This is a genomic window from Rhodococcus sp. HM1, assembly GCF_023218075.1.
Classification (GTDB): domain Bacteria; phylum Actinomycetota; class Actinomycetes; order Mycobacteriales; family Mycobacteriaceae; genus Rhodococcus.
In genome coordinates this window covers 19,454-40,051 of the sequence record NZ_JALPTB010000061.1, presented here as the reverse complement: position 1 = coordinate 40,051, position 20,598 = coordinate 19,454, and the positions used below count along the sequence as shown (strand labels likewise).

25 protein-coding genes are annotated in these 20,598 nt (G+C 69.6%); 19 read left to right on the top strand and 6 right to left on the bottom strand.

Annotation, left to right across the window (positions count from 1 at the left end):
• A partial coding sequence (locus M1M07_RS25205; RefSeq protein WP_248675936.1) for a zinc ribbon domain-containing protein occupies positions 1-986 on the top strand: 986 nt, incomplete at its 5' end.
• On the opposite strand, the gene M1M07_RS25200 is transcribed toward M1M07_RS25205, so the two are convergent.
• The gene (locus M1M07_RS25200) at positions 942-1,517 is read right to left on the bottom strand and encodes an enterochelin esterase domain-containing protein (RefSeq protein ID WP_248675935.1); all 576 of its coding nucleotides are present in this window, start codon (positions 1,515-1,517) and stop codon (positions 942-944) included. The two genes, M1M07_RS25205 and M1M07_RS25200, sit on opposite strands and share 45 nt — an antisense overlap.
• Before the next feature lie 78 nt (positions 1,518-1,595).
• On the opposite strand from M1M07_RS25200, the gene fepB reads away from it, so the two are divergent.
• The gene (fepB, locus tag M1M07_RS25195) at positions 1,596-2,639 is read left to right on the top strand and encodes a Fe2+-enterobactin ABC transporter substrate-binding protein (protein ID WP_248675934.1); all 1,044 of its coding nucleotides are present in this window, start codon (positions 1,596-1,598) and stop codon (positions 2,637-2,639) included.
• 108 nt (positions 2,640-2,747) lie between these two features.
• Here the strand turns inward: fepB and M1M07_RS25190 are convergent, their stop codons facing one another.
• The gene (locus M1M07_RS25190) at positions 2,748-3,218 is read right to left on the bottom strand and encodes an Lrp/AsnC family transcriptional regulator (RefSeq protein WP_248675933.1); all 471 of its coding nucleotides are present in this window, start codon (positions 3,216-3,218) and stop codon (positions 2,748-2,750) included.
• 168 nt (positions 3,219-3,386) lie between these two features.
• On the opposite strand from M1M07_RS25190, the gene pdhA reads away from it, so the two are divergent.
• From pdhA to M1M07_RS25170, 4 genes are read left to right on the top strand one after another with little or no spacing between them, the layout of a single operon-like run.
• Positions 3,387-4,490, top strand: coding sequence for a pyruvate dehydrogenase (acetyl-transferring) E1 component subunit alpha (gene pdhA / locus M1M07_RS25185; protein ID WP_248675932.1), 1,104 nt, complete (start codon positions 3,387-3,389; stop codon positions 4,488-4,490).
• Positions 4,487-5,470, top strand: coding sequence for an alpha-ketoacid dehydrogenase subunit beta (locus M1M07_RS25180; RefSeq protein ID WP_248675931.1), 984 nt, complete (start codon positions 4,487-4,489; stop codon positions 5,468-5,470). Before pdhA ends, M1M07_RS25180 begins: the two co-directional genes overlap by 4 nt.
• Positions 5,471-5,500: 30 nt before the next feature.
• Positions 5,501-6,769, top strand: coding sequence for a dihydrolipoamide acetyltransferase family protein (locus tag M1M07_RS25175; protein ID WP_248675930.1), 1,269 nt, complete (start codon positions 5,501-5,503; stop codon positions 6,767-6,769).
• Between the two features lie 46 nt (positions 6,770-6,815).
• On the top strand, positions 6,816-7,988 hold the full coding sequence (locus M1M07_RS25170) for an MFS transporter (protein ID WP_308200849.1): 1,173 nt from the start codon (positions 6,816-6,818) through the stop codon (positions 7,986-7,988).
• Positions 7,989-8,001: 13 nt separating this feature from the next.
• On the opposite strand, the gene M1M07_RS25165 is transcribed toward M1M07_RS25170, so the two are convergent.
• From M1M07_RS25165 to M1M07_RS25155, 3 genes are read right to left on the bottom strand one after another with little or no spacing between them, the layout of a single operon-like run.
• Complete coding sequence (locus M1M07_RS25165; protein WP_248675929.1) at positions 8,002-9,432, bottom strand: NAD(P)(+) transhydrogenase (Re/Si-specific) subunit beta; 1,431 nt, start codon at positions 9,430-9,432, stop codon at positions 8,002-8,004.
• A complete protein-coding gene (locus M1M07_RS25160; RefSeq protein WP_197250204.1) occupies positions 9,429-9,767 on the bottom strand; it encodes an NAD(P) transhydrogenase subunit alpha in 339 nt (112 codons plus the stop codon). Before M1M07_RS25160 ends, M1M07_RS25165 begins: the two co-directional genes overlap by 4 nt.
• The gene (locus tag M1M07_RS25155; RefSeq protein WP_197250203.1) at positions 9,768-10,895 is read right to left on the bottom strand and encodes a Re/Si-specific NAD(P)(+) transhydrogenase subunit alpha; all 1,128 of its coding nucleotides are present in this window, start codon (positions 10,893-10,895) and stop codon (positions 9,768-9,770) included.
• 245 nt (positions 10,896-11,140) lie between these two features.
• On the opposite strand from M1M07_RS25155, the gene M1M07_RS25150 reads away from it, so the two are divergent.
• From M1M07_RS25150 to M1M07_RS25090, 13 genes are all read left to right on the top strand, one after another.
• Entirely contained in the window at positions 11,141-11,506 is a 366-nt protein-coding gene (locus tag M1M07_RS25150; protein WP_197250202.1) for a DUF488 domain-containing protein, read from the top strand.
• Entirely contained in the window at positions 11,503-11,679 is a 177-nt protein-coding gene (locus M1M07_RS25145) for a hypothetical protein (protein ID WP_197250201.1), read from the top strand. Before M1M07_RS25150 ends, M1M07_RS25145 begins: the two co-directional genes overlap by 4 nt.
• The gene (locus M1M07_RS25140; protein WP_231609793.1) at positions 11,676-12,419 is read left to right on the top strand and encodes an NAD-dependent deacylase; all 744 of its coding nucleotides are present in this window, start codon (positions 11,676-11,678) and stop codon (positions 12,417-12,419) included. Before M1M07_RS25145 ends, M1M07_RS25140 begins: the two co-directional genes overlap by 4 nt.
• 5 nt (positions 12,420-12,424) lie before the next feature.
• Positions 12,425-12,865, top strand: coding sequence for an HIT domain-containing protein (locus M1M07_RS25135; RefSeq protein WP_248675928.1), 441 nt, complete (start codon positions 12,425-12,427; stop codon positions 12,863-12,865).
• Positions 12,862-13,704 (top strand): maleylpyruvate isomerase family mycothiol-dependent enzyme, encoded by an 843-nt coding sequence (locus tag M1M07_RS25130; protein WP_231609792.1) that lies wholly within the window; start codon positions 12,862-12,864, stop codon positions 13,702-13,704. Before M1M07_RS25135 ends, M1M07_RS25130 begins: the two co-directional genes overlap by 4 nt.
• A gap of 10 nt (positions 13,705-13,714) precedes the next feature.
• Positions 13,715-14,362: a Type 1 glutamine amidotransferase-like domain-containing protein gene (locus M1M07_RS25125; RefSeq protein ID WP_197250199.1), complete on the top strand. Its 648-nt coding sequence runs from the start codon at positions 13,715-13,717 to the stop codon at positions 14,360-14,362.
• A gap of 9 nt (positions 14,363-14,371) precedes the next feature.
• Entirely contained in the window at positions 14,372-14,887 is a 516-nt protein-coding gene (locus M1M07_RS25120; protein ID WP_197250198.1) for a hypothetical protein, read from the top strand.
• A 104-nt stretch (positions 14,888-14,991) separates the two neighbouring features.
• A complete protein-coding gene (locus tag M1M07_RS25115) occupies positions 14,992-16,281 on the top strand; it encodes a DUF4185 domain-containing protein (RefSeq protein WP_248675927.1) in 1,290 nt (429 codons plus the stop codon).
• Between the two features lie 20 nt (positions 16,282-16,301).
• Positions 16,302-16,943, top strand: a complete 642-nt coding sequence (locus tag M1M07_RS25110; protein ID WP_248675926.1) for a hypothetical protein — start codon at positions 16,302-16,304, stop codon at positions 16,941-16,943.
• A gap of 4 nt (positions 16,944-16,947) precedes the next feature.
• Positions 16,948-17,232, top strand: coding sequence for a GNAT family N-acetyltransferase (locus M1M07_RS25105; protein ID WP_197250195.1), 285 nt, complete (start codon positions 16,948-16,950; stop codon positions 17,230-17,232).
• 186 nt (positions 17,233-17,418) lie between these two features.
• On the top strand, positions 17,419-18,645 hold the full coding sequence (locus M1M07_RS25100) for an alkane 1-monooxygenase (protein ID WP_248675925.1): 1,227 nt from the start codon (positions 17,419-17,421) through the stop codon (positions 18,643-18,645).
• Complete coding sequence (locus M1M07_RS25095) at positions 18,645-18,812, top strand: rubredoxin (protein ID WP_248675924.1); 168 nt, start codon at positions 18,645-18,647, stop codon at positions 18,810-18,812. The genes M1M07_RS25100 and M1M07_RS25095 overlap by 1 nt, the downstream gene beginning before the upstream one ends.
• Before the next feature lies 1 nt (position 18,813).
• Entirely contained in the window at positions 18,814-18,999 is a 186-nt protein-coding gene (locus M1M07_RS25090; RefSeq protein WP_248675923.1) for a rubredoxin, read from the top strand.
• An 8-nt stretch (positions 19,000-19,007) separates the two neighbouring features.
• On the opposite strand, the gene M1M07_RS25085 is transcribed toward M1M07_RS25090, so the two are convergent.
• Positions 19,008-20,549 (bottom strand): carboxylesterase/lipase family protein, encoded by a 1,542-nt coding sequence (locus M1M07_RS25085; protein ID WP_248675922.1) that lies wholly within the window; start codon positions 20,547-20,549, stop codon positions 19,008-19,010.
• Positions 20,550-20,598 lie beyond the last annotated feature (49 nt).

The window sequence follows — 20,598 nt, the reverse complement described above, 5'->3', positions numbered from 1 at the left end:
GTGACCTCGCGGCGGGCACGGTCGCGGTGGGGGTGGATTGGTCACCGGCCACCCTCGGCGCCGCGGCGATTGTCGCGGAACGCCCGGATGGGTTGGTGTCGGATTTTCGGGGCTTCACCTACGACGATCGCGGACTCGGCATCACACTGGCCCGCCTCCAGACGGAAGGCCAGTTCCTGCACCGTAAGGCCGCCCGGCTGCGCCGGCTCGCCGAGACCGCACCGCCGCGGGTGCGGGCGGAGTTGGAGGCGAAGATCGAGGTCCTCGAGGACCATCGCACCGCGATCGGCGTGAAACGCGCCAGGATCAACCGGGAACTGGCGTTTCATTTCGCCCGCCAGATCGTCGACCACGCCGCTGCCTCGGAGGCGACGGTCATCGCGGTCGAGGACCTGACCACCCTGGAGGCTCGGGGACGCGGCCGGTGCAACAACAATCGGGCGGCGCAGTCCGCCCGCCGTCGGGCCGCCGACGCCCTGACCCACACCGCGGCCCGGGAGGGTGTGGTGGTGGTGTCGGTGCCCGCGCGGGGATCGTCGGCACGGTGTCCGGGCTGCAACGAACCGCTGACCCGCCCCGGTGGCTATCACACGGCATGGTGCGAGGTGTGCAAGGTGGGTGGGAATCGTGATCATGTGGCGGCGGTGAACCTCGCCGCACGGCCGTTGGTGGGGCGCAGCAGAGCGGTCCGCACCCGCAGTGGGAGCGTGGAGATCCGGACCGCGGTGCATGCTCCGGTCCGGAAATGTCGGGACAAGACCGGTCCCACCCCGCGCAGGCCTCGGCATCGCCGGGTCCGCCGCAGTGTTCCCGCCGCGACACCCCCGAAGGGGGTGACACAGTCGAGGAGTTGTCCTGCACCCGAAGCGTCGGTGTGGGACACGGTCGAGCCCGCAACATCGCACGATGGTGTGGTGGGTAGCCGTGAGGAACGTGGATCTTCACCGCCTGCCACGCCAGTGGCAGGAAGTATCAGATTTACGTAGACGCTCGTAGAGCCATATCCGGCGACGCACACCGGCGAGTTCACGCGTCACCTCGGTCGTGGTGCCGCGCGCCGGCCCGGCCGAGTGCGCCCACCAGCGCTGGGCCGGCGCGCCGGGCATCACCGCTTCGGAGCGGGATCGCTGACCCATGAACGAGAAACTCGGCAGCCGATTGCAGGGGTCGGTCACCAGATCACCGAGTACACCGCGCCACCATTCCCACTCGGTCTCGCCCTCCGACGGCCGCATGATGGGTTCGGTCCGCGGAAGGAACCCGTATCCGCCGCGCCATGCCTTGGGCAGCAGGACGGACACGGCCCAGAGGTCGCTGTCCCCGAGCGGTTTCAGCGCGTGCGCCTCGGGGTCGTGCCGGTCGGTGACCCCGTTGGCGTCGAGGTAGACGTGGCGGATACCGGAATCGGCGGGGACCCGGTACACGAACGTGGCGGTCACCGTGCCCGGCGGTCCCGGAGCGATCAGCGGGGAACCCTCGTCCCGCAGGCGTCGCTCCACCAGCTCCGCATCGAGCACAAGGACCCCCTACTTAGGAAACGCTCACCTAACAGTAGGGTACAGCGCATACCACTGTTGCCTTACAGGAGGATTCCGTTGTCCCAGAGAATGCCTCGTCGCCGAGGCCTCGTCACCCGGTTCGCGGTGGCGCTCGGCGCGCTTGCGATCGGCGCCGCCACCGTGGCGTGCTCGTCGGACGAAGACGTCGCGGAGACGTCCCCGACATCGGCACAGTCGGGTGAATGGCCGCGCACCGTCGAGACCGCCGACGGCCCGGTCACGCTCGACACCCGGCCGGAGCGGATCGTCTCGACGAGTGTCACGCTCACCGGCTCCCTGCTCGCCCTCGACGCACCGCTCGTCGGGACCGGCGCCCAGCCCCCGAGCTCCGTCGGCAACTCGGCCACCGACGAGCAGGGCTTGTTCCGGCAGTGGGCCGACGTGGCCGCCGAGCGGGACGTCGAGACGCTGTACCAGGGCGAGATCAACGTCGAGCGGATCACCGCGGCAGCGCCCGATCTCATCGTCGTCTCCGCCAGCGGTGCCGACTCGACGAAGGACAGCTACGCCGTGCTGTCCCGGATCGCTCCCACCCTGGTCTTCGACTACACCGACAAGTCGTGGCAGGAGATCACCACCCAGCTGGCCGACGCCATCGGCGCCGAGGACCGCGCCGCCGAACTGATCGCCGAGTTCGACACGAAGGTCGACGAGGCCCGCGCCGCGATCGCACCCGCACTCGCGGAGTCCAGCGAGGCCAACATCCTCACCTACAACTCCCCGCAGGACTCACGGATCTTCACCGCCGTGTCCGCGCAGGGCCAGCTCGCCGAACGCCTCGGAATCGTGACGGCACCGCTGCCCGAGGACATCGCGAACGCCGACAAGGGGACGATGGCCGGACGCGCCGACGTCGTGCCCGCAAGCGTCGAGAACCTGTCTCGCGCCCTTCCCGGCGCCATCACGTTCATCATCAGCGCGGACGCGTCCGCCGAGGAGCGAATGAAGGCCGATGCGCTGCTCGCGGGAATCCCGTCGGTGCAGTCGGGCAAGGTCTACGCGCTGGGCTACGACAGCTTCCGCCTGGACTACTACAGCGCGAACAACGTTGTGGACCGCATCGTGGAGGCACTGACGTAGCTCGCGTCCGACGCGGACAGGACGAGTGGCCGGGTACCTGCGAGGTGCCCGGCCACTCGCCGTTCCGGACGCTGGGCACCCGGCCGGATCGGCCGATGCCGCAGGACGTCAGCCCTGCGCCAGCCGCCGCAGCAGCGGGGCGGTGCGCTGCGGCACCAGCTCCCGCATCACCAACGCCATGTTGGTGCGCTCGACACCCGGGATCTCGAGGATCTGCCCGGCCAGCCGGTACAGGTCGTCCGCGTCGGTCGCGACGACCTTCACCGACAGGTCCGTCTGCCCCGCCATGCCGTACACCTCGGTGACCTCCGGGATCTCCGCCAGCGCCGCGACGACACTGTCGAGCCGGTGCTGGTCGACCCGCGTCGCAACGTAGGCGGCGAGCGGATAACCCAGCGCGCGCGGGTCGACGCGTCGCTCGAACGACGCGAGCACCCCCTCCGCCTCCCAGCGCGCGAGCCGCGCCTGAACCGTGTTGCGCGACAGCCCGAGCCGTGCCGCCAACTCCACTCCCGTCGCCCGCGGCGTGCGGGCCAGCTCGAGCAGCAGCCGGGCGTCGGTCGCATCCAGACTGGTCACATTCCGCAGTATGACACCGCATGACCCCCTCGAACCGTGCGTTCTGCACAGTCGCGGCCGAACCGATTGCGCAGCTGTCCCCGACGTGGATGATGTGAAGTACAACACAGGTATGCCCGGCGATCGCCCCACAAGGGCGCCCGGGCCGACCCGAACGAGGTGGTCACGGTGGTCGACAAGATTGCCTATCCGGTCCAGCTGATCCAGCCGGACGGCCGACGGGTTCACAACCCGGAGTATTCCGCGCTCGTCGCCGATGTCGGCCCCGAACGCCTGCGCACCCTCTACTGCGACCTCGTCGTCGTGCGGCGCATCGACACCGAGGCAGTCGCCCTGCAACGCCAGGGCGAACTCGGCCTGTGGGCTCCCCTGCTCGGCCAGGAGGCCGCGCAGGTCGGATCCGCGCACGCGCTCGAACCCGACGACTATGTCTTCACCAGCTACCGCGAGCACGGCGTGGCCTGGTGCCGCGGCGTCGATCCCGCGGACATGACGCGAATGTGGCGGGGCTGTTCGCATTCCGGCTGGGATCCGGCGACCGTCAACACCACCAACCCGGCGATCGTCGTCGGATCGCAGGGCCTGCACGCGACCGGCTACGCGATGGGCGCCCGTCTCGACGGTGCCGAGATCGCGACCGTCGCCTACTTCGGTGACGGCGCCACCAGCCAGGGCGACATCTCCGAGGCCCTCGGCTTCGCGGTGAGCTGGAGTGCCGGGGTGGTGTTCTTCTGCCAGAACAACCACTGGGCGATCAGCGCCCCGGTGCACGTGCAGAGCCCGGTGGCACTGGCCCACCGGGCCGCCGGCTTCGGGATGCCCGCCGTGCAGGTCGACGGCAACGACGTCCTCGCCGTCCTGGCCGTCACCCGGCAGGCCGCGCGCCGCGCCCGGGAAGGCGGTGGACCGACGTTCATCGAGGCCCTCACCTACCGCATGGGTCCGCACACCACGTCCGACGACCCGACCCGCTACCGCACCCCCGCCGAACTGGAGGAATGGCGGGCACGCGATCCGCTGACCCGGGTGCGGCTGTTGCTCGACCGCGAGGGTCTCGCCGACGACGACTATCTCGCCACGGTCCAGGCCGACGCGGACGCCGCCGCGGACCGGCTGCGCACGGGCACGCTCACCGCCCCCGACCCCGAACCGCTCTCGATGTTCGATCACGTCTACGCCACCGAGCACCGGATGCTCGCCGATCAACGCGCCCGCTACGGCGAATACCTCGCCGGGTTCGACACCGCACAGTACGAGGAGGCACGGTCATGACCACCACCACGATGGCTCTCGGCGCCGCCCTCAATGCCGGGTTGCGGCGCGCGCTCGAACACGACCGCAAGGTCGTGATCATGGGCGAGGACGTCGGCCGGCTCGGCGGCGTCTTCCGCGTCACCGACACGTTGCAGAAGGACTTCGGCACCGACCGGGTCTTCGACACTCCCCTCGCCGAATCCGGCATCGTGGGAACGGCTTTCGGCATGGCGCTGCGCGGATACCGGCCGGTGTGCGAGATCCAGTTCGACGGGTTCGTCTACCCGGCCTTCGACCAGATCGTCTCGCAGGTCGCGAAGATCCACTACCGCACCGCGGGTACGGTCACCGCGCCGTTGACGATCCGCATTCCGTATGGCGGCGGGATCGGCGCCGTCGAGCACCATTCCGAGTCCCCCGAGGTGTATTTCACGCACACCGCGGGCCTGCGGGTGGTGAGCCCCGGCACTCCGTCGGACGCCTACTGGATGATCCAGCAGGCGGTGGCCCTGGACGATCCGGTGATCTTCCTCGAGCCGAAGCACCGGTACTGGGATCGCGGCGAGGTCGACCTCGACACCCCGCCGGAACTGCCGCTGGACCGGGCGCGCGTCACCCGGCCGGGCACCGATATCACGCTCGTGACGTTCGGCGCGATGCTGACGACGGCCCTGCAGGCCGCGGAGATCGCTGCGGACGAAGGACATTCGATCGAGGTGATCGATCTGCGATCGCTGTCGCCGCTCGACGTCGACACCGTCGAGGCGTCGGTGCGCCGCACCGGCCGGCTCGTGGTCGCGCAGGAGGCCCCGGTGAATTGCGGGCTCGGCGCCGAAATCGCCGCACAGATCTCCGAACGGTGCTTCTATCAGCTGGAGGCGCCGGTGCTGCGAGTCGGCGGATTCGACATCCCGTATCCGCCCGCGAAACTCGAGGCGTACCACCTGCCGGACCCCGACCGCATCCTCGATGCCGTCGACCGCAGCCTCGCCGCCTGAGGGGACACACCGCCTGAAGGGACACGCCGAATGAACCAGTCCGTCAAGGAATTCCGGATGCCGGATCTCGGTGAGGGCCTGACCGAGGCCGACCTCGTGTCCTGGACGGTGGCCGTCGGCGATCGCGTCGAGCTCAACCAGGTCGTCGCGGAGGTGGAAACGGCGAAGGCAGTGGTGGAGTTGCCGTCGCCGTTCGCGGGGACGGTGGCGGAACTGCTCGCCGAACCCGGAACGACGGTGCCGGTCGGGACACCGATCATCCGGATCGCGGTGCCGAGTGAGGGTCCCCACGACGCCGGTGCCGAATCGCAGACCCCGGTGCTCGTCGGCTACGGTCCCGGCCGCCCACCGGTGAGCAAACGGGCCGCCCGGACCCTCGCGCAGGCCGGACCGACGCCGCCCGGACCCTCGGGAAACGGGCACAGCGCACCGCACCTGCACGCCGAGCCACCCCGCCCGGACGCGAAGCCGTCGGCGCGACGCGAGGCCAAACGCCTCGGCATCGACCTGGCCACCGTGACCGGAACCGGCACCGGCGGGGTCGTCACCCGCTCTGACGTGCGGCGCGCCGCGGACCGGGCCGCCCGCACCGAACCCGGCGAGGAGACGCGGGTGCCGATCACGGGGGTGCGCAAACGCACCGCCGAGGCCGTGACCCGCAGTGCATTCACCGCGCCGCACGCGACGGTGTTCCTTACGTGCGACGTCACCGCGACCGTCGAGCTGGTCGAGCGGCTGCGCACGCATCCGTCGTTCGCGGACCGGCATCCGACCGCCCTGACGATCGTGGCGGCGGCGTTGCTGCGCGCGGTCGCGGACCAGCCGATCCTCAACGCGACGTGGGATCAGGACGCCGGTGAGATCGCGACGCGCACCTACGTGAACCTGGGCATCGCGACCGCCACCGACGAGGGGCTGATGGTCCCGGTGATCCGGAACGCGCACGCCCTGTCGCTGCCCGACCTGGCCGGCGCGATCGCCACCGTCACCGCGACCGCGCGCGCCGGGCGCGCAACCCCCACCGACCTGACGGGCGGCACGATCTCGATCACGAACGTCGGGGTGTTCGGCGTGGACGGCGGCAGCCCGATCCTCGTGCCGGGTGAGGCGGCGATCCTCGCCGTCGGGGCGATCGCGCCGCGTCCGTGGGTGGTCGACGACGCGCTCGCGGTGCGCCGGGTGGTCACGCTGTCGTTGTCGTTCGATCATCGGCTCGTCGACGGCGAGCAGGCGGGGCGGGCGCTCGCGGCGATCGGCGGATTCCTCGGCGACCCGGTGCCCGCGCTGCTCGCACGCTGACCTGCGCGGGTGAGGACCGTCCCGGGCGGCGGTAGCGTCGGGTTTCGTGACCGATCCCGCCTATCGGCGTGCGCGAGCCGCCGTCTTCGCCGTCTTCGGACTCAACGGGTTCCTGCTCGCGATGTGGGTCGTGCACATTCCGGCGGTGCAGCAGCGCGCGGGGATCGGCAACGCGACCCTGGGAACACTGCTGCTCATGCTCGCGGTCGGCGCGATCGTCGGCATGCAGGCGACCGGACGGCTCGCCGACCGGTTCGGCAGCGACCGCACCACCACGATCGCCGCGAGTGCCCTGGCGGTCACGGTGGCCGGTCCGGGTCTGGCGTCGCAGGGCTGGCAGCTCGCCGTCGCACTGGTGCTGTTCGGGTTCGCGAACGGCGCCCTGGACGTGTCGATGAATTCGCAGGCGGTCGTCGTCGAACAGCGTTACCGGCGGCCGATCATGGCGGCCTTCCACGGGCTGTTCTCCGTCGGCGGTGTGGCCGGGGCACTGGTCGGGGCGGCGACGCTCGCCGCCGGCTGGGCTCCGGCGATGTCGCTGGCCGTCACGGGTGCGATGGGGCTGGTGGTGGTCGCGGTCGCGTCCGGGCAGTTGGTGCGGGTGCCGCCGCATCCCCACCACGTCGATGCGGCTCCGCGCGGCGGGTATTCGCGGCGGGTACTGCTGCTCGGCGGGCTCGCGTTCATGCTGATGCTGTGCGAGGGCGTCGCCAACGACTGGAGTGCCCTGCAGGTCAAGGAGCGTCTGGGCAGCCCGGATTCGGTGGCGGCACTCGCATTCGGGGTGTTCTCGGCGACGATGACGATCGGTCGCTTCACCGCGGATCGGATCACTGCGCGGATCGGTCCGGTAGCGCTGGTGCGGTACGGCATGCTGGTCGCCGCCGTCGGGGTGGGCGCGGTGATCGCGTCGCCGTGGCTGCCGCTCACCCTGGCGGGCTGGGGGTTGTTCGGCGCCGGTCTCTCCGGGGCGGTTCCGCAGTTGTTCACGGCCGCGGGGAACATGACGACCGGCGCGCCGGGCGCGAACATGTCGCGGGTCGTCGGGATGGGCTACCTCGGCTTCCTGGCAGGCCCGGCGTGCATCGGCTGGTTGTCGGAGGCGACGTCGCTGACGGCGGCGATGGCGGTGCCGCTGGCGTGCGTGCTGGCCGCGTCGGCACTGGCCCCGAACGTGCGCGAGGGCGCCCGCGCAGCAGATGTGCGCGGGCGCCCCTGAAAGTGGATGCGGGTCAGAGGACCTTGAGTTCCTCGGTGACCTCGCCGACCATCTTCTTCGCGTCGCCGAAGAGCATCGACGTCTGGTCGGCGGTGAACAGCGGGTTGTCGATGCCGGCGTAGCCGGAGGACATGGACCGCTTGAGCACGATGACCGACTTGGACTGGTCGACGTTCAGGATCGGCATGCCGTAGATCGGGCTCGACGAATCCAGACGCGCGGCCGGGTTGGTGACGTCGTTGGCGCCGATGACGATGGTGACGTCGGTGCGCGAGAACTCACCGTTGATGTCGTCCATCTCCTTCATCGCGTCGTACGCGACGTCGGCCTCGGCGAGCAGCACGTTCATGTGGCCCGGCATGCGACCGGCGACCGGGTGGATGGCGTACTTGACCTCGACGCCACGCTGCTCGAGCAGCTCGGCCATCTCCTTGACGGCGTGCTGCGCCTGCGCCACGGCCAGACCGTAGCCGGGCACCACGATGACCTGGTTGGCGTAGGCCATCTGGATCGCCGCATCCGCCGCGGAGGTCGCCTTGACGGTGCCGCCGGACGCGGAGACCACGCCGCCGGATCCGCCGTCGCCGCCGAAGGAACCGAACACGATCGCCGGGATCGAGCGGTTCATGGCCTTGGCCATGAGGTTGGTCAGGATCGAACCGGACGCGCCGACGATCATGCCGGCGACGATCATCGCCTGGTTGTTCAGCGCGAGACCCGCGGCGGCTGCGGACAGACCGGTCAGGGCGTTGAGCAGCGAGATGACGACGGGCATGTCGGCGCCGCCGATCGGGAGCACCACGAACAGGCCCATCAGGCCGGCCACGACGAGCAGCGCGACGATCCAGATGGCCGGGGTCGGCGCGTTGGCCGGGTCAGCATGCAGACCGATGTAGATCGCGATCGCGATCGCGGCGATCGCCAGGACGATGTTGGCGAGCTGGAACAGCTTCGCCGACGCGACGACCTTCTTCTCGAAGTTCTTGTTCAGCAGTTCCTGCAGCTTGGAGAACGCCACCAGCGAACCCCAGAACGAGACCGAGCCGATGATCGCGGCGAACAGCGAGCCGACGATGAACGGCACCGACGGCACGTCGTCGACGGTCGTGAAGCCGTTCGAGTCGAGGAACTCGGCCCACGCGATCAGCGCGACGGTGCCACCACCGACGCCGTTGAACAGCGCGACCAGCTGCGGCATCGCGGTCATCTTGGTCTTCAGTGCCGGCGGCACACCCAGGATCACACCCACGGCCAGGCCGCCGACGATCAGACCCCAGTTCTCGGTGTCACGGATGTCGATGAGCACCGCGATCACGGCGATCGCCATGCCGGCCGCGGCGATGTAGTTGCCGCGGACCGCGGTCTTCGGGCCGGTCAGGCCCATCAGACCGTAGATGAACATCGCGAACGCGACGATGTACAGGATGGTCACCAGGTAACTCATCGGGCGTCAGCTCCCTTCGACTCCGCCGACGCCTTCACAACGTCCTTTTTGGGCTTGAACATCGCGAGCATGCGGTCGGTGACGACGAAGCCGCCGACCACGTTCAGGGTGCCGAACACCAGCGCGACGAACAGGATGATCTTGATGCTCCACGGGGCGTCCCCGGGCAGGTGCCCGAGCACCACGAGCGCACCGAGCACCACGATGCCGTGGATGGCGTTGGTGCCCGACATCAGCGGCGTGTGCAGCGTGTTCGGGACCTTGGAGATAACGGCGAACCCGACGAATCCGGCAAGGACCAGAATGGCGATGTTCGCGAGCAGTTCGGTGTACATCTACGCGTTCTCCTTCGAGCGGGTCACGCACGCGCCGTCGAGGATCTCGTCGGAGAAGTCCGGTGCCAGCGCGCCGTTGTCGTCGAGCATCAGCTCGAGCAGGGCGGCGACGTTCTTCGAGTAGAGCTCGGATGCGTGCTCGGGCATCGTCGCGGGCAGGTTCAGCGGCGAGCAGATCGTCACGCCGTGCTTGACGACGGTCTGTCCGGGTTCGGTCAGCTCGCAGTTGCCGCCGGTCTCGCCGGCGAGGTCGACCACGACCGAGCCGGGCTTCATGCCGTTCACCGCGGCAGCGGTGACCAGACGCGGCGCCGGACGGCCCGGCACCAGCGCGGTCGTGATGACCACGTCGAAGCCCTTGATGGCCTCCTCGAGAGCCTGCTGCTGCTGGGCGCGCTCGGCGTCGGTGAGTTCGCGGGCGTAGCCGCCCTCACCGGCCGCGTCGATCCCCAGATCGAGCCACTGCGCACCGACCGAACGCACCTGATCGGCGACCTCCGGGCGCACGTCGTATCCGGTGGTGCGACCACCGAGACGCTTGGCGGTGGCCAGCGCCTGCAGACCCGCGACACCGACGCCGAGCACCAGCACGGTCGCGGGCTTGACGGTGCCCGCGGCCGTGGTGAGCATCGGGAAGTAGCGCGTGGCCTCCGACGCAGCGACCAGCACCGCCTTGTAGCCGGACACGTTCGCCTGCGACGACAGCGCGTCCATCACCTGGGCACGCGAGATGCGCGGGATCGCCTCGACGGCGAACGCCTGCACTCCGGCCGCAGCGAGCGCGCCGATCTGGTTTTCCGCATTGCGCGGCGCCAGGAACCCGATCAGGGTCTGGCCCGAGTGCAGCCGCGCGACCTCCGCATCCGACGGAGGCGCGACCTTCACCACGACGTCCGCGGTCCAGGCGTCACCGATCGTGGCACCGGCCTCGACGTACAGCTCGTCGGGAATCAGTGCCGCCTCGCCGGCACCGGCCTCGACGACGACGTCGAGACCCTTGCCGATCAGAGACGGAACAATCTTCGGGACCAGCGCGACGCGACGCTCACCGTCGTTCGTTTCGCGAACGACGCCGACGGTCGGACGACGCTGTGCCTCTCTTCCCGTGCTCAATCCTTCGGTATCCAACTTCCCCTGACTCCTGCTTCGAATGAGGGCCTCACCGCGAGAGCGGCGGGCTGCGTACATCGAGGCCACGGCAGTACACGCCGGCCTGATGAGCTAAAGCAGACCTACCGTGGTGGCGACGACACTGCAACCGCTTGCTTTTGTCTGAATCGAGTCCGAACAAGGATGCAGTGCGAGAATTGTGATGCAGCTCACTTCACAGTACGAGCGTACCGCTGGTGAATGCAAAGCCCGAGGAGGAGCCGATGGAACGTCGCACAGTCGACGTCGAACGCGTCTACGACCACCCCGCAGACGAGGACGCGTTCCGTGTCCTGGTGGACCGTCTGTGGCCGAGGGGGCTCCGCAAGGACGCGTTCCACTACGACGACTGGGCGAAGGACCTCGCGCCCTCCGCAGAGCTGCGCAAGTGGTACTCGCACGACGCCGCGTTGTTCTCGGAGTTCCGCACCCGTTACCTCCACGAGCTGACCACGGAGGCCGGACGCGAAGCCGTCGCCCGGCTGGATCGCCTCGCCGACGGACGCCCCCTGGTGTTGCTCACCGCGACCCGCGATCTCGACCACAGCGGCGCCGTGATCCTCGCCGAGCATCTGCGGGAGGCCCGGTGACGGCCCGCGACCCCGACCTCGGCGGGGACCCGGTGTGCTGGCTCGATCGGGTGTGCCCGGAGTGTGGGCTGTTCCTCGACGACCACGTCCTCGAGAGCACGGCCGGGCAGTGCCCACGCTGCGGTCACCCGCGCGACACCGGGCACACCGATCCCCTACCGTCACCGCAATGAGCGTTCCCTCCGAGATTCTCGGCCTGGCCCGCGCCGCGCGCCGCGTCGCCGTCCTGACCGGCGCCGGCATGTCCGCCGAGAGCGGCGTCCCGACCTTCCGGGACGCGCAGACCGGCCTGTGGTCCCGGTTCGACGCCGCCGCCCTCGCGACCCCCGAGGCGTGGCACGCCGACGCGGAGACGGTGTGGGCGTGGTACCAGTGGCGCGTGGCGCTGGTCCGGAAGGTCGAACCGAACGCCGGCCATCTCGCGCTGGCCGACTGGGCCCGCGACACGGACGTCCACATCGTCACCCAGAACGTCGACGATCTGCACGAACGCGCCGGCAGTGTCGTCAGCGCGCACCTGCACGGCAGCCTGTTCGCGCCGCGGTGCGCCGACTGCGAGGCCGCCGCCGAGCTTCCGGATCCGCCGGCCGAGCCGGTGGCCCGGCTGACGCCGCCGACGTGCAGCCGGTGCGGGGGCCGGGTCCGTCCGGGTGTCGTGTGGTTCGGCGAACTGCTGCCCCGCGCACCGTGGGACGCGGCGACCGAGGTCGTCGCCGATGCCGACCTGCTGCTCGTCGTCGGCACCTCCGGGATGGTGTACCCCGCCGCCGGGTTGCCCGCGCTGGCCCGCGATCGCGGCGTGCCGGTCGTCGAGATCGGGCCCGAGCCGACGGAACTCTCGGACCGCGTCGACCACGTGTGGCGCACGACCGCGGCGATCGGATTGCCCGCACTGGTGGCGGCGTTACAGTGACGACCGTGGGAGCCTGCGTGTTCTGCGACATCGTGGCCGGTACCGCACCGGCGCGGCGGGTGTTCGAGGACGAGACGGTCGTCGCGTTCCTCGACATCCGGCCGATCTCGCGCGGTCACGTCCTCGTGGTGCCCCGGGCCCACGCGGCCCGGCTCGAGGAACTCGCGCCGGACGACGGCGCGGCGATGTTCCGCGTCGGACAGCGCCTGGCGCGGGCACTGGCCCGCTCGGACCTCACACCCGACGGCGCCCACCTGGTGCTCAACGACGGCCGGGCCGCGTTCCAGACCGTCGATCACGCCCACCTGCACGTGTTGCCGCGCTGGAACGGCGACAAGGTACGCCTGGCGGCCGGGCTCCTCCGGCGCCGCCCCGACGACCCGGACGCGATCGCAGCCCTGATCCGCGCCGGACTGGACCGATTGGAAGCAGAGGATCCCCGTTGAGCACCGACCAGACTCCCGAAACCCCCGAATTTCCCGTGGAGAAGATCCGTTCGCTGCTGTTCGAGCAGTTCGCGGTCATCGACGATCTGATCGCCGACCTCGACACGGACACCTGGTTCACCCCGTCGACGCTGCCGGGCTGGACCGTCAAGGACATCGTGGCGCACCTGATCGGCACCGAATCGCTCCTCGCGGGTGAAGAGACCCCGCACGTCGACATCGACGTGCACGCGCTCGGTCACGTGCACAACGAGATCGGCGCGCTCAACGAACGGTGGGTGGAGTCGATGCGCGGCACACCGGGCACGGCCATCCTCGAGCGGTACCGGCAGATCGTCGCGCGCCGGCGCGACCAGCTCTCGAAGATGACACAGGAATGGTTCGACACACCCGCGCAGACGCCGGCCGGTCCGGCGACCTACGGGCGCTTCATGCGCATCCGCGTATTCGATTGCTGGATGCACGAACTCGACATCAGGGACGCGCTCGGGATCCCCGGCGACGAGGGCGGTCCGCGCGCCGAGCTGGCGTTCGCCGAGATCGTCGGGTCGCTGGCGTATGTCGTCGGCAAGCTCGGCAAGGCCCCGGACGGCTCCCGCATCACGTTCGAGCTGACCGGCCCGCTCGCCCGCACCCTGCACGTGGAGGTCCACGGACGGGCCGCGCTCGTTCCCGCGCTGTCGGGCGAGGCGACCAGCACGATCACCCTCGATTCGGGACTGTTCGCGCGGCTCGCCGGCGGACGTGTCCGCGCGTTCGACCACCTCGACGAGATCACCCTCGGCGGGGACACCACGGTCGGGCGGCGCATCGTCGACAATCTGGCGTTCACCATCTGACCGTTCCCCGATGCGCCTGTTCCTCTCGTCGTACCGTTTCGGCGCCGACCCGGCGGCGCTGCTGCGGGTGACCGGTCCGCCCGGGCCGCTCGCGGTGATCGCGAATGCCGCCGATTCCTGGCCCGCGCAGGCCCGGCAGTCGTCGCTGAACAGCGAGTTCGGTCCGCTGCGGGAACTCGGATTCGATCCGGTCGAGGTGGATCTGCGCGACCACGTCGGCGCACCGGAGTCGTTGCGCGCCAGGCTGTCCGAGTTCCGGGTGGTGTGGGTGCGCGGCGGCAACACGTTCGTGTTGCGGGCCCAGCTCGCGCGCTCCGGCGGCGACACGGTGCTCACCGACCTCGTCCGGTCCGGGGCGCTCGCGTACGCCGGGTACAGCGCCGGGGCGTGCGTGGTGACGCCGACGCTGCGCGGCGTCGAGTTCTCCGACGACCCGGGCGAGGTCGAGCCGACGTGCGGGATCGCCCCGCAGTGGGACGGCCTCGGTCTGGTGGATTTCGCGATCGTGCCGCATGTCGGCGGGTCGCCGCTGGACAACGGCGGCAGCCGCCGCGCCGTGGATCTCCTGAAGCGCAACGGCATCGCGTTCCGGGCTCTGACCGACGACGACACGATCGTTGTGGACACATCGGACGGAACGGATACTTCTCACTGCTAACATCCGACGATGGAGTCGCTGTCGGATCTGTTCAGCGCCGGTACTGCGCCCTGGTGGGCGGCACCGGTCGCTCTCGTCGTCGGAGTGGTACTCGGGGTGGTCGCCGCGCGCGGTGGCCGGAAGGCGACCCGGCAACCGGCACCCGCGCCGGTGCTGCGCGCGACCGATCGTGCCCTGCACGTGCGGTTTCTCCAGGTCGCCGACAACGTCCACAATCATCTCTTCGAGCTCGACCGCTCCGAGCTGGCCGATGTCGAACTCGACGAGGCGCTGCAGTCGGAGGACCCGCGTCTGCGGGCGATCGCACGCGGCATCGTCGATCTCGACGCGATCGTGAACGAGATGCGGCTGACGGCACCGGATCCGGTGCTCGCCGCGGCGGAGTCGGCGTTCGCGTTCCTCACCGCGGCGTCGAGCGACGGCATCGACGATCAGGACGGGTTCCGGGACCGGTACGTCACGGAGAAGCGTCGGTTCGTCGACGCGGTGCGGTCCACTCATCCCCCGGCGACAGCGCGTCCTTGAGGGCAATCCCGCGACCGTGTCGTTACCTAAGTGACATGTGTGACTGATGTGACTGCTGTTACGTTGGCACGGCGTCGACTGTGCGGCATCACTCCGGAGGTCCCATGCGCTCGTCCCTGCGACATCGTCTGGCTCTCGCCCTGCCCGTGACCCTCGCCGCGACCTGCGTTCTCGTGCTCGGCGGGACCGGAACCGCATACGCCGCGTGCCCACCGGGCAGCGGTACCGGCAGCTCGGCGCCGGGGACCGGCAGTGCACTGCCCGGCACCGGGAGCAGACTGCCCGGCACCGGCAGCGCGCTGCCCGGCAGCTCCGAGCCCGGCGTCACCCCGATCCCCTGGCTCAACGGGCAGGACGGCCGCCTCCCCCAGCTGAAGGGCACCACGACCGCGGTCGCGCACATGACCGGACTGATGGGTGACAACGACACCGTGCCCCGGTTCGGCGTACTCGGCACCGATCTCGGCATCATGTGGGACAACGGCGAGGGTCAGGTCCTCGCGGCTTTCGGAGACACGTTCGGGTTCAATCGCAATCCGTTCTGCGGACTCGTCGGCGATTGGCGCAGCAACGTCCTGTTCCGCAGCACCGACCGGAACCTGTCCGACGGCATGAGCATCGACAGCGCTCCCCTGGATCGCCCGAACCACGCCCGCGAACTGATCGAGAGCCGCAAGGTCAACGGCGTCGAGATCACCACGATCCCCACCGCCGGCATCGCCGTCGGCGGGGTCCAGTACCTCGATTTCATGTCGGTACGCAGCTGGGGTGCCCCCGGCGAGTGGCACACGAACTTCTCCGCGCTCGCCTCGTCGACGGACAACGGGGAGACCTGGACGGTCCACCCCCTCACGGCACGTCTGAACGAATCCGTCAGCGGCAACGCCAACTTCCAGATGGGCGCGTTCGTCGAACACGACGGCTGGATCTACAAGTTCGGCACCCCGTCGGGGCGCAACGGCGCCGCCCACCTGGCTCGGGTGCGGCCGGAATCGCTGCTCGACCCGCTCGCCTACGAGTACTGGGACGGCATCGGAGCCTGGGTGCCGACCGACCCGAAGGCCGCGGGCGTCGTGATCCCCGGGCCGGTCAGCGAACTGTCCGTCGCCTACAACGAGCATCTCGGCGGGTTCGTGGCGCTATACACCGATGCGACGAACTCGATCGTCGCGCGGACCTCCGCAACGCTCGAATCCGGCTGGAGCGAACCGAAGGTGCTGGTGAGCAGCCGGGACGTGCCGAGCGTGTACGGCGCGTTCATCCACCCGTGGTCGTCGGGCAAGGACCTGTACTACCTGGCCAGCACGTGGTCGGACTACAACGTGATGCTGCTGCGCACCGACCTCGACGCCGCGAAGCTGCCGAAGCCGGTGGCACCGCCGCCGCCGGCGTGACCGCACGTATCGTCTCGACCATGGCAATCATCCATCAGAACGCCCGGTTGTCGCCGACGAAGGCCGAGGTCCTCGCGGCATGGGTGCCATCGCAGCCGTGGGCCGCCGGCGCGACCGGCCTCGACCGGATCGGCGGGTTCCGCTTCGACGACCCCGACGGCGAGGTCGGCGTCGAAACCCATCTGCTGCGCACCGGGGACGGGCGAATCCTGCAGGTCCCGTTGACCTATCGCGCCGCCCCGCTCGACGGCGCCGAGGACGCGCTGGTCGGCACGATGGAGCACACCGTGCTCGGGACCCGCTGGGTGTACGACGCGTGCGCCGACCCGGTGTACGTCGCCACGCTGGTCACCACGATCGCGACCGGCGGCGGCGCGGCCGAACTCTTCGATGCCACGACCGGCGCGACCATCGACGCCCCGGTGCAGGTGGCCGGCAGCGGATCCCCCGAGGCACCGGTACCGGCTCTCGGCCGGATCACCCACACGAGCGACTCGACGACGACCACGGTGTCGGCGGGCGACGTCGAGGTCGAGGTGCTGCGCGTGCTCGACGAGCAGATCGAGCCGTCGCGGCCGGGCGGGGTGCTCACCGGCACGTGGCCGGGGCGCACCTCCCCCGCTGTCCTCGCGGTCGCGAAGGATGCCCGGTCGGTAGGGTGAATCCATGAGCCAGAACAACGACAATCGTCGCGTCGAGCATCTTCCCGAGCAGTCGCGATTCGCTCTCTACATCGGTGACGCGCTCGCCGGCTACGCCGACTACACGCAGGTCGGCGACGTGCGCGACTTCGACCACACGGTCACCGAGCCGGAGTTCCGCGGTCAGGGCGTCGCCGGTGACGTCGTCCGCCAGGCGCTGGACGCGACCCGCGCCGAGGGTCTGAAGATCGGGACCTCGTGCTCCTACGTCGCGAAGTTCGTCTCCGAGCATCCCGAGTACCGCAACTGATCGGTCCGGTCAGGCACACAACCGCAGACGAAAACGTCAGCCGCCCACGTCCGAAACGTGGGCGGCTGACGTTTTCGTGTGCGCGATCGGTGAAGATTTACAAATCGCTCCATATGTCTAGACAGTGGATGGTGTCGCGCGTAACGTCCACCACAGGGTGATCCACGTCATACGGAGGAGAAGACGGTGACGACACGCGACATCGACCGGCCGCAGCCGACACCTGCGCAGCAGTGGCGCGACCGCAAGCGATATCTGTGGCTGCTCGGACTGGTCCCGCCCACCGCGATCTTCGTCGCGACCGCCCTCGTGTGGGCGTTCGGACAACTCGGCTGGAGCGCCGTGGCTCCCGTGTGGTGGTGGATCGGCCCACTGCTGGTCTACGTGATCCTGCCGATCCTGGACCGATTCTTCGGCCCGGACGGCCAGAACCCGCCCGACGAGGTGATGGAACGTCTCGCCGCGGACCGCTACTACCGGTACTGCACCTACGCCTACATCCCGTTCCAGATCCTCAGCCTCGTCTTCGCGTGCTACCTGTGGTCGGCGCAGGACCTCGGATGGCTCGGACTCGACGGCGGACTCGGCCTAGTGTCGAAGATCGGGCTGGCGATCAGCATCGGCGTGATGGGCGGCGTCGGCATCAACACCGCCCACGAACTCGGCCACAAGAAGGAGCGGCTCGAACGCCGGCTGTCGAGAATCGCCCTGGCGCAGACCTTCTACGGCCACTTCTACATCGAGCACAACCGCGGCCACCACGTCCGGGTGTCGACACCCGAGGATCCGGCGAGCGCCCGTTTCGGCGAGTCGTTCTGGTCGTTCCTGCCGCGCAGCGTGTGGGGTGGACTGAAGTCGTCGTGGCATCTCGAGAAGGCGCGGCTGGAGCGACTCGGCAAGGGCCCGTGGACCTTCCGCAACGACGTCCTGTCCGCGTGGCTGCTGTCGGTGGCGCTGTTCACCGTGCTGGCCGTCGTGTTCGGGCCGGTGGTGCTGCCGTACCTGATCATCCAGGCCGTGTACGGATTCTCCCTGCTCGAATCGGTGAACTACCTCGAGCACTACGGACTGCTCCGCCGCCGCACCGAATCCGGCCGCTACGAACGGTGCACGCCCGAACACAGCTGGAACTCCGATCACATCGTGACCAACATCTTCCTGTACCACCTGCAGCGTCACAGCGATCACCACGCCAACCCGACCCGCCGCTACCAGACGCTGCGCAGCATGGACGGCGCCCCGAACCTGCCGAGCGGCTACGCGAGCATGGTCGGCCTGACCTACTTTCCGCCCTTGTGGCGCAAGGTGATGGACCATCGGGTCCTCGACCACTACGACGGCGACCTGTCCCGCGTGAACATCCAGCCGAGCAAGCGCGAGAAGATCCTCGCCCGATACGGGCAGACCTGCTGATGGCCGCGTACGAATGCCCGGTGTGCAACTACGTCTACGACGAGGCCACCGGCGCACCGCGCGAGGGATTCCCGGCCGGCACCGCGTGGTCGGCGGTACCCGACGACTGGTGCTGCCCCGACTGCGGAGTCCGCGAGAAGATCGATTTCGAACCGAAAGGCACCTGACATGGCTACCGACTACCGGCTGTTCCGTTGCCTCGTCTGCGGTTTCGAGTACGACGAGGCAGCCGGCTGGCCCGACGAGGGCATCGAGCCGGGCACCCGCTGGGAGGACATTCCCGACGACTGGTCGTGCCCGGACTGCGGTGCCGCCAAGGCGGACTTCGAGATGGTCGAGATCGTTCGGCGCTGACCGAAACGCTAACTGAAACCCATCACCCGGTCACCCCACATCTCCCGCAGATGCCCGTCCGGATCGGGGACGACGGAATCGGTGCCGTCGAGCACGAGGGTCATGCGGGTCTCGGCCGTGTACGGCGCCCAGTGCCGGGACCCGTCGAGCGCGGCGGGCACGCCGTGGTGCGCGAACGCCGTCCAGCGTCGCCGGATCCGGCCGGACAGCTCGGTCGCGGCCTTCCGCCCACCGAGCCAGAACGTCGGGTCGCGGCCGAGTGTGCCGAAATTGCCGAAGACATACGGGAGTTCGGTGGCGTGTCCCGCCCCGATGCGGGCCGCGCGGAGCGCCGGCGTCGCGTGGTCGAAGCGGTACACCCAGGTCGGTGAATGGGTGCTGTGCGCGTCGGCGATCCACAACACCGGCATGCGGAACCCTGCGTCCCGCGAAAGTGCCATCGCTCCACTCGGTTTCGTCTCGGCCGGATAGGCCGCGAGGATCTGCCGGACCCGTTCGGGCGGCAGGTCCGCCCCGTCCGCGGCGAGGGCCGCGAACATGGCCTGCACCGCGGCGTCGTCGATCGGCATCAGCGGGGACTTCATCCACCGGAAGATCGACGGCTCGTCCCGGTTCGAACCAATGATCAGCGGGATCCGGTGCGACAGACCCTTCTGGAACGCCGCCACCGGATACTTCGGCACCAGGTCCCGGTCGACGACCGGTGCCAGCGCCAGCGTCCCCGGCACCTTCATCGGGATCTCGCGGGCCAGCACGTCCCCGGCCGCGGTGAGCTGTTCGTGCGGCAGGTCGCGCAGCTTCGCCACCCGGGACCTCGGAATGTCGAGGACCTCCAGGAACCGCTCGGCGACGGTGGCCGCGCGCTCGCGGCCGTACGCCGACGTCGCCGGCGGCGACTGGGCGATCGCCGCGTGGAACAGTCCCTCGGCGCGCGGCACCGTCATCAGCGTCGTGATCGAGCATCCGCCCGACGATTCCCCGAAGACCGTCACCCGCGCCGGGTCGCCCCCGAACGCCGAGATGCAATCGCGTACCCATTCCAGGGCCGCAATCTGGTCGCGCAGCCCCAGGTTCGATTCGAACGTCGAGTCCGCCGTCGAGAACGACGACAGGTCGAGGAACCCGAGTGCGCCCAGCCGGTAGTTGAGCGTCACGACCACGACGTCGCCGGACTCGCACAGCCGGCGGCCGTCGTAGATCTTCTGCCCGGAATAGCCGAGGGTGTAGGCGCCGCCGTGGATCCACACCATCACCGGGCGGGGCTCGCCGTCCGGTTCGGGCGCCCAGATGTTCAGCGAGAGGCAGTCCTCCCCGATCGTCTGGCCGGGATCGACCGGGATCGGATTGTCGCGACCCTGCGGCGCGATCGGCCCGAAGTCGCGGCAGTCGCGGACCCCGGCCCACGGTTCCGGCGGCTCGGGGGCACGGAAACGCAGGTCACCCCCGGTCGGCGCCGCATACGGAAGTCCCTTCCACACGAACACCGATCCGTCCCGGTACCCGCGCGCCGAACCGTACTTGCAGTCGATCGTGAGTGTCTCGGGTTCCACGTGACCTCCCGTTTCCCGGCGACTGTCGCCAAGGTACCAACTGTCTGCA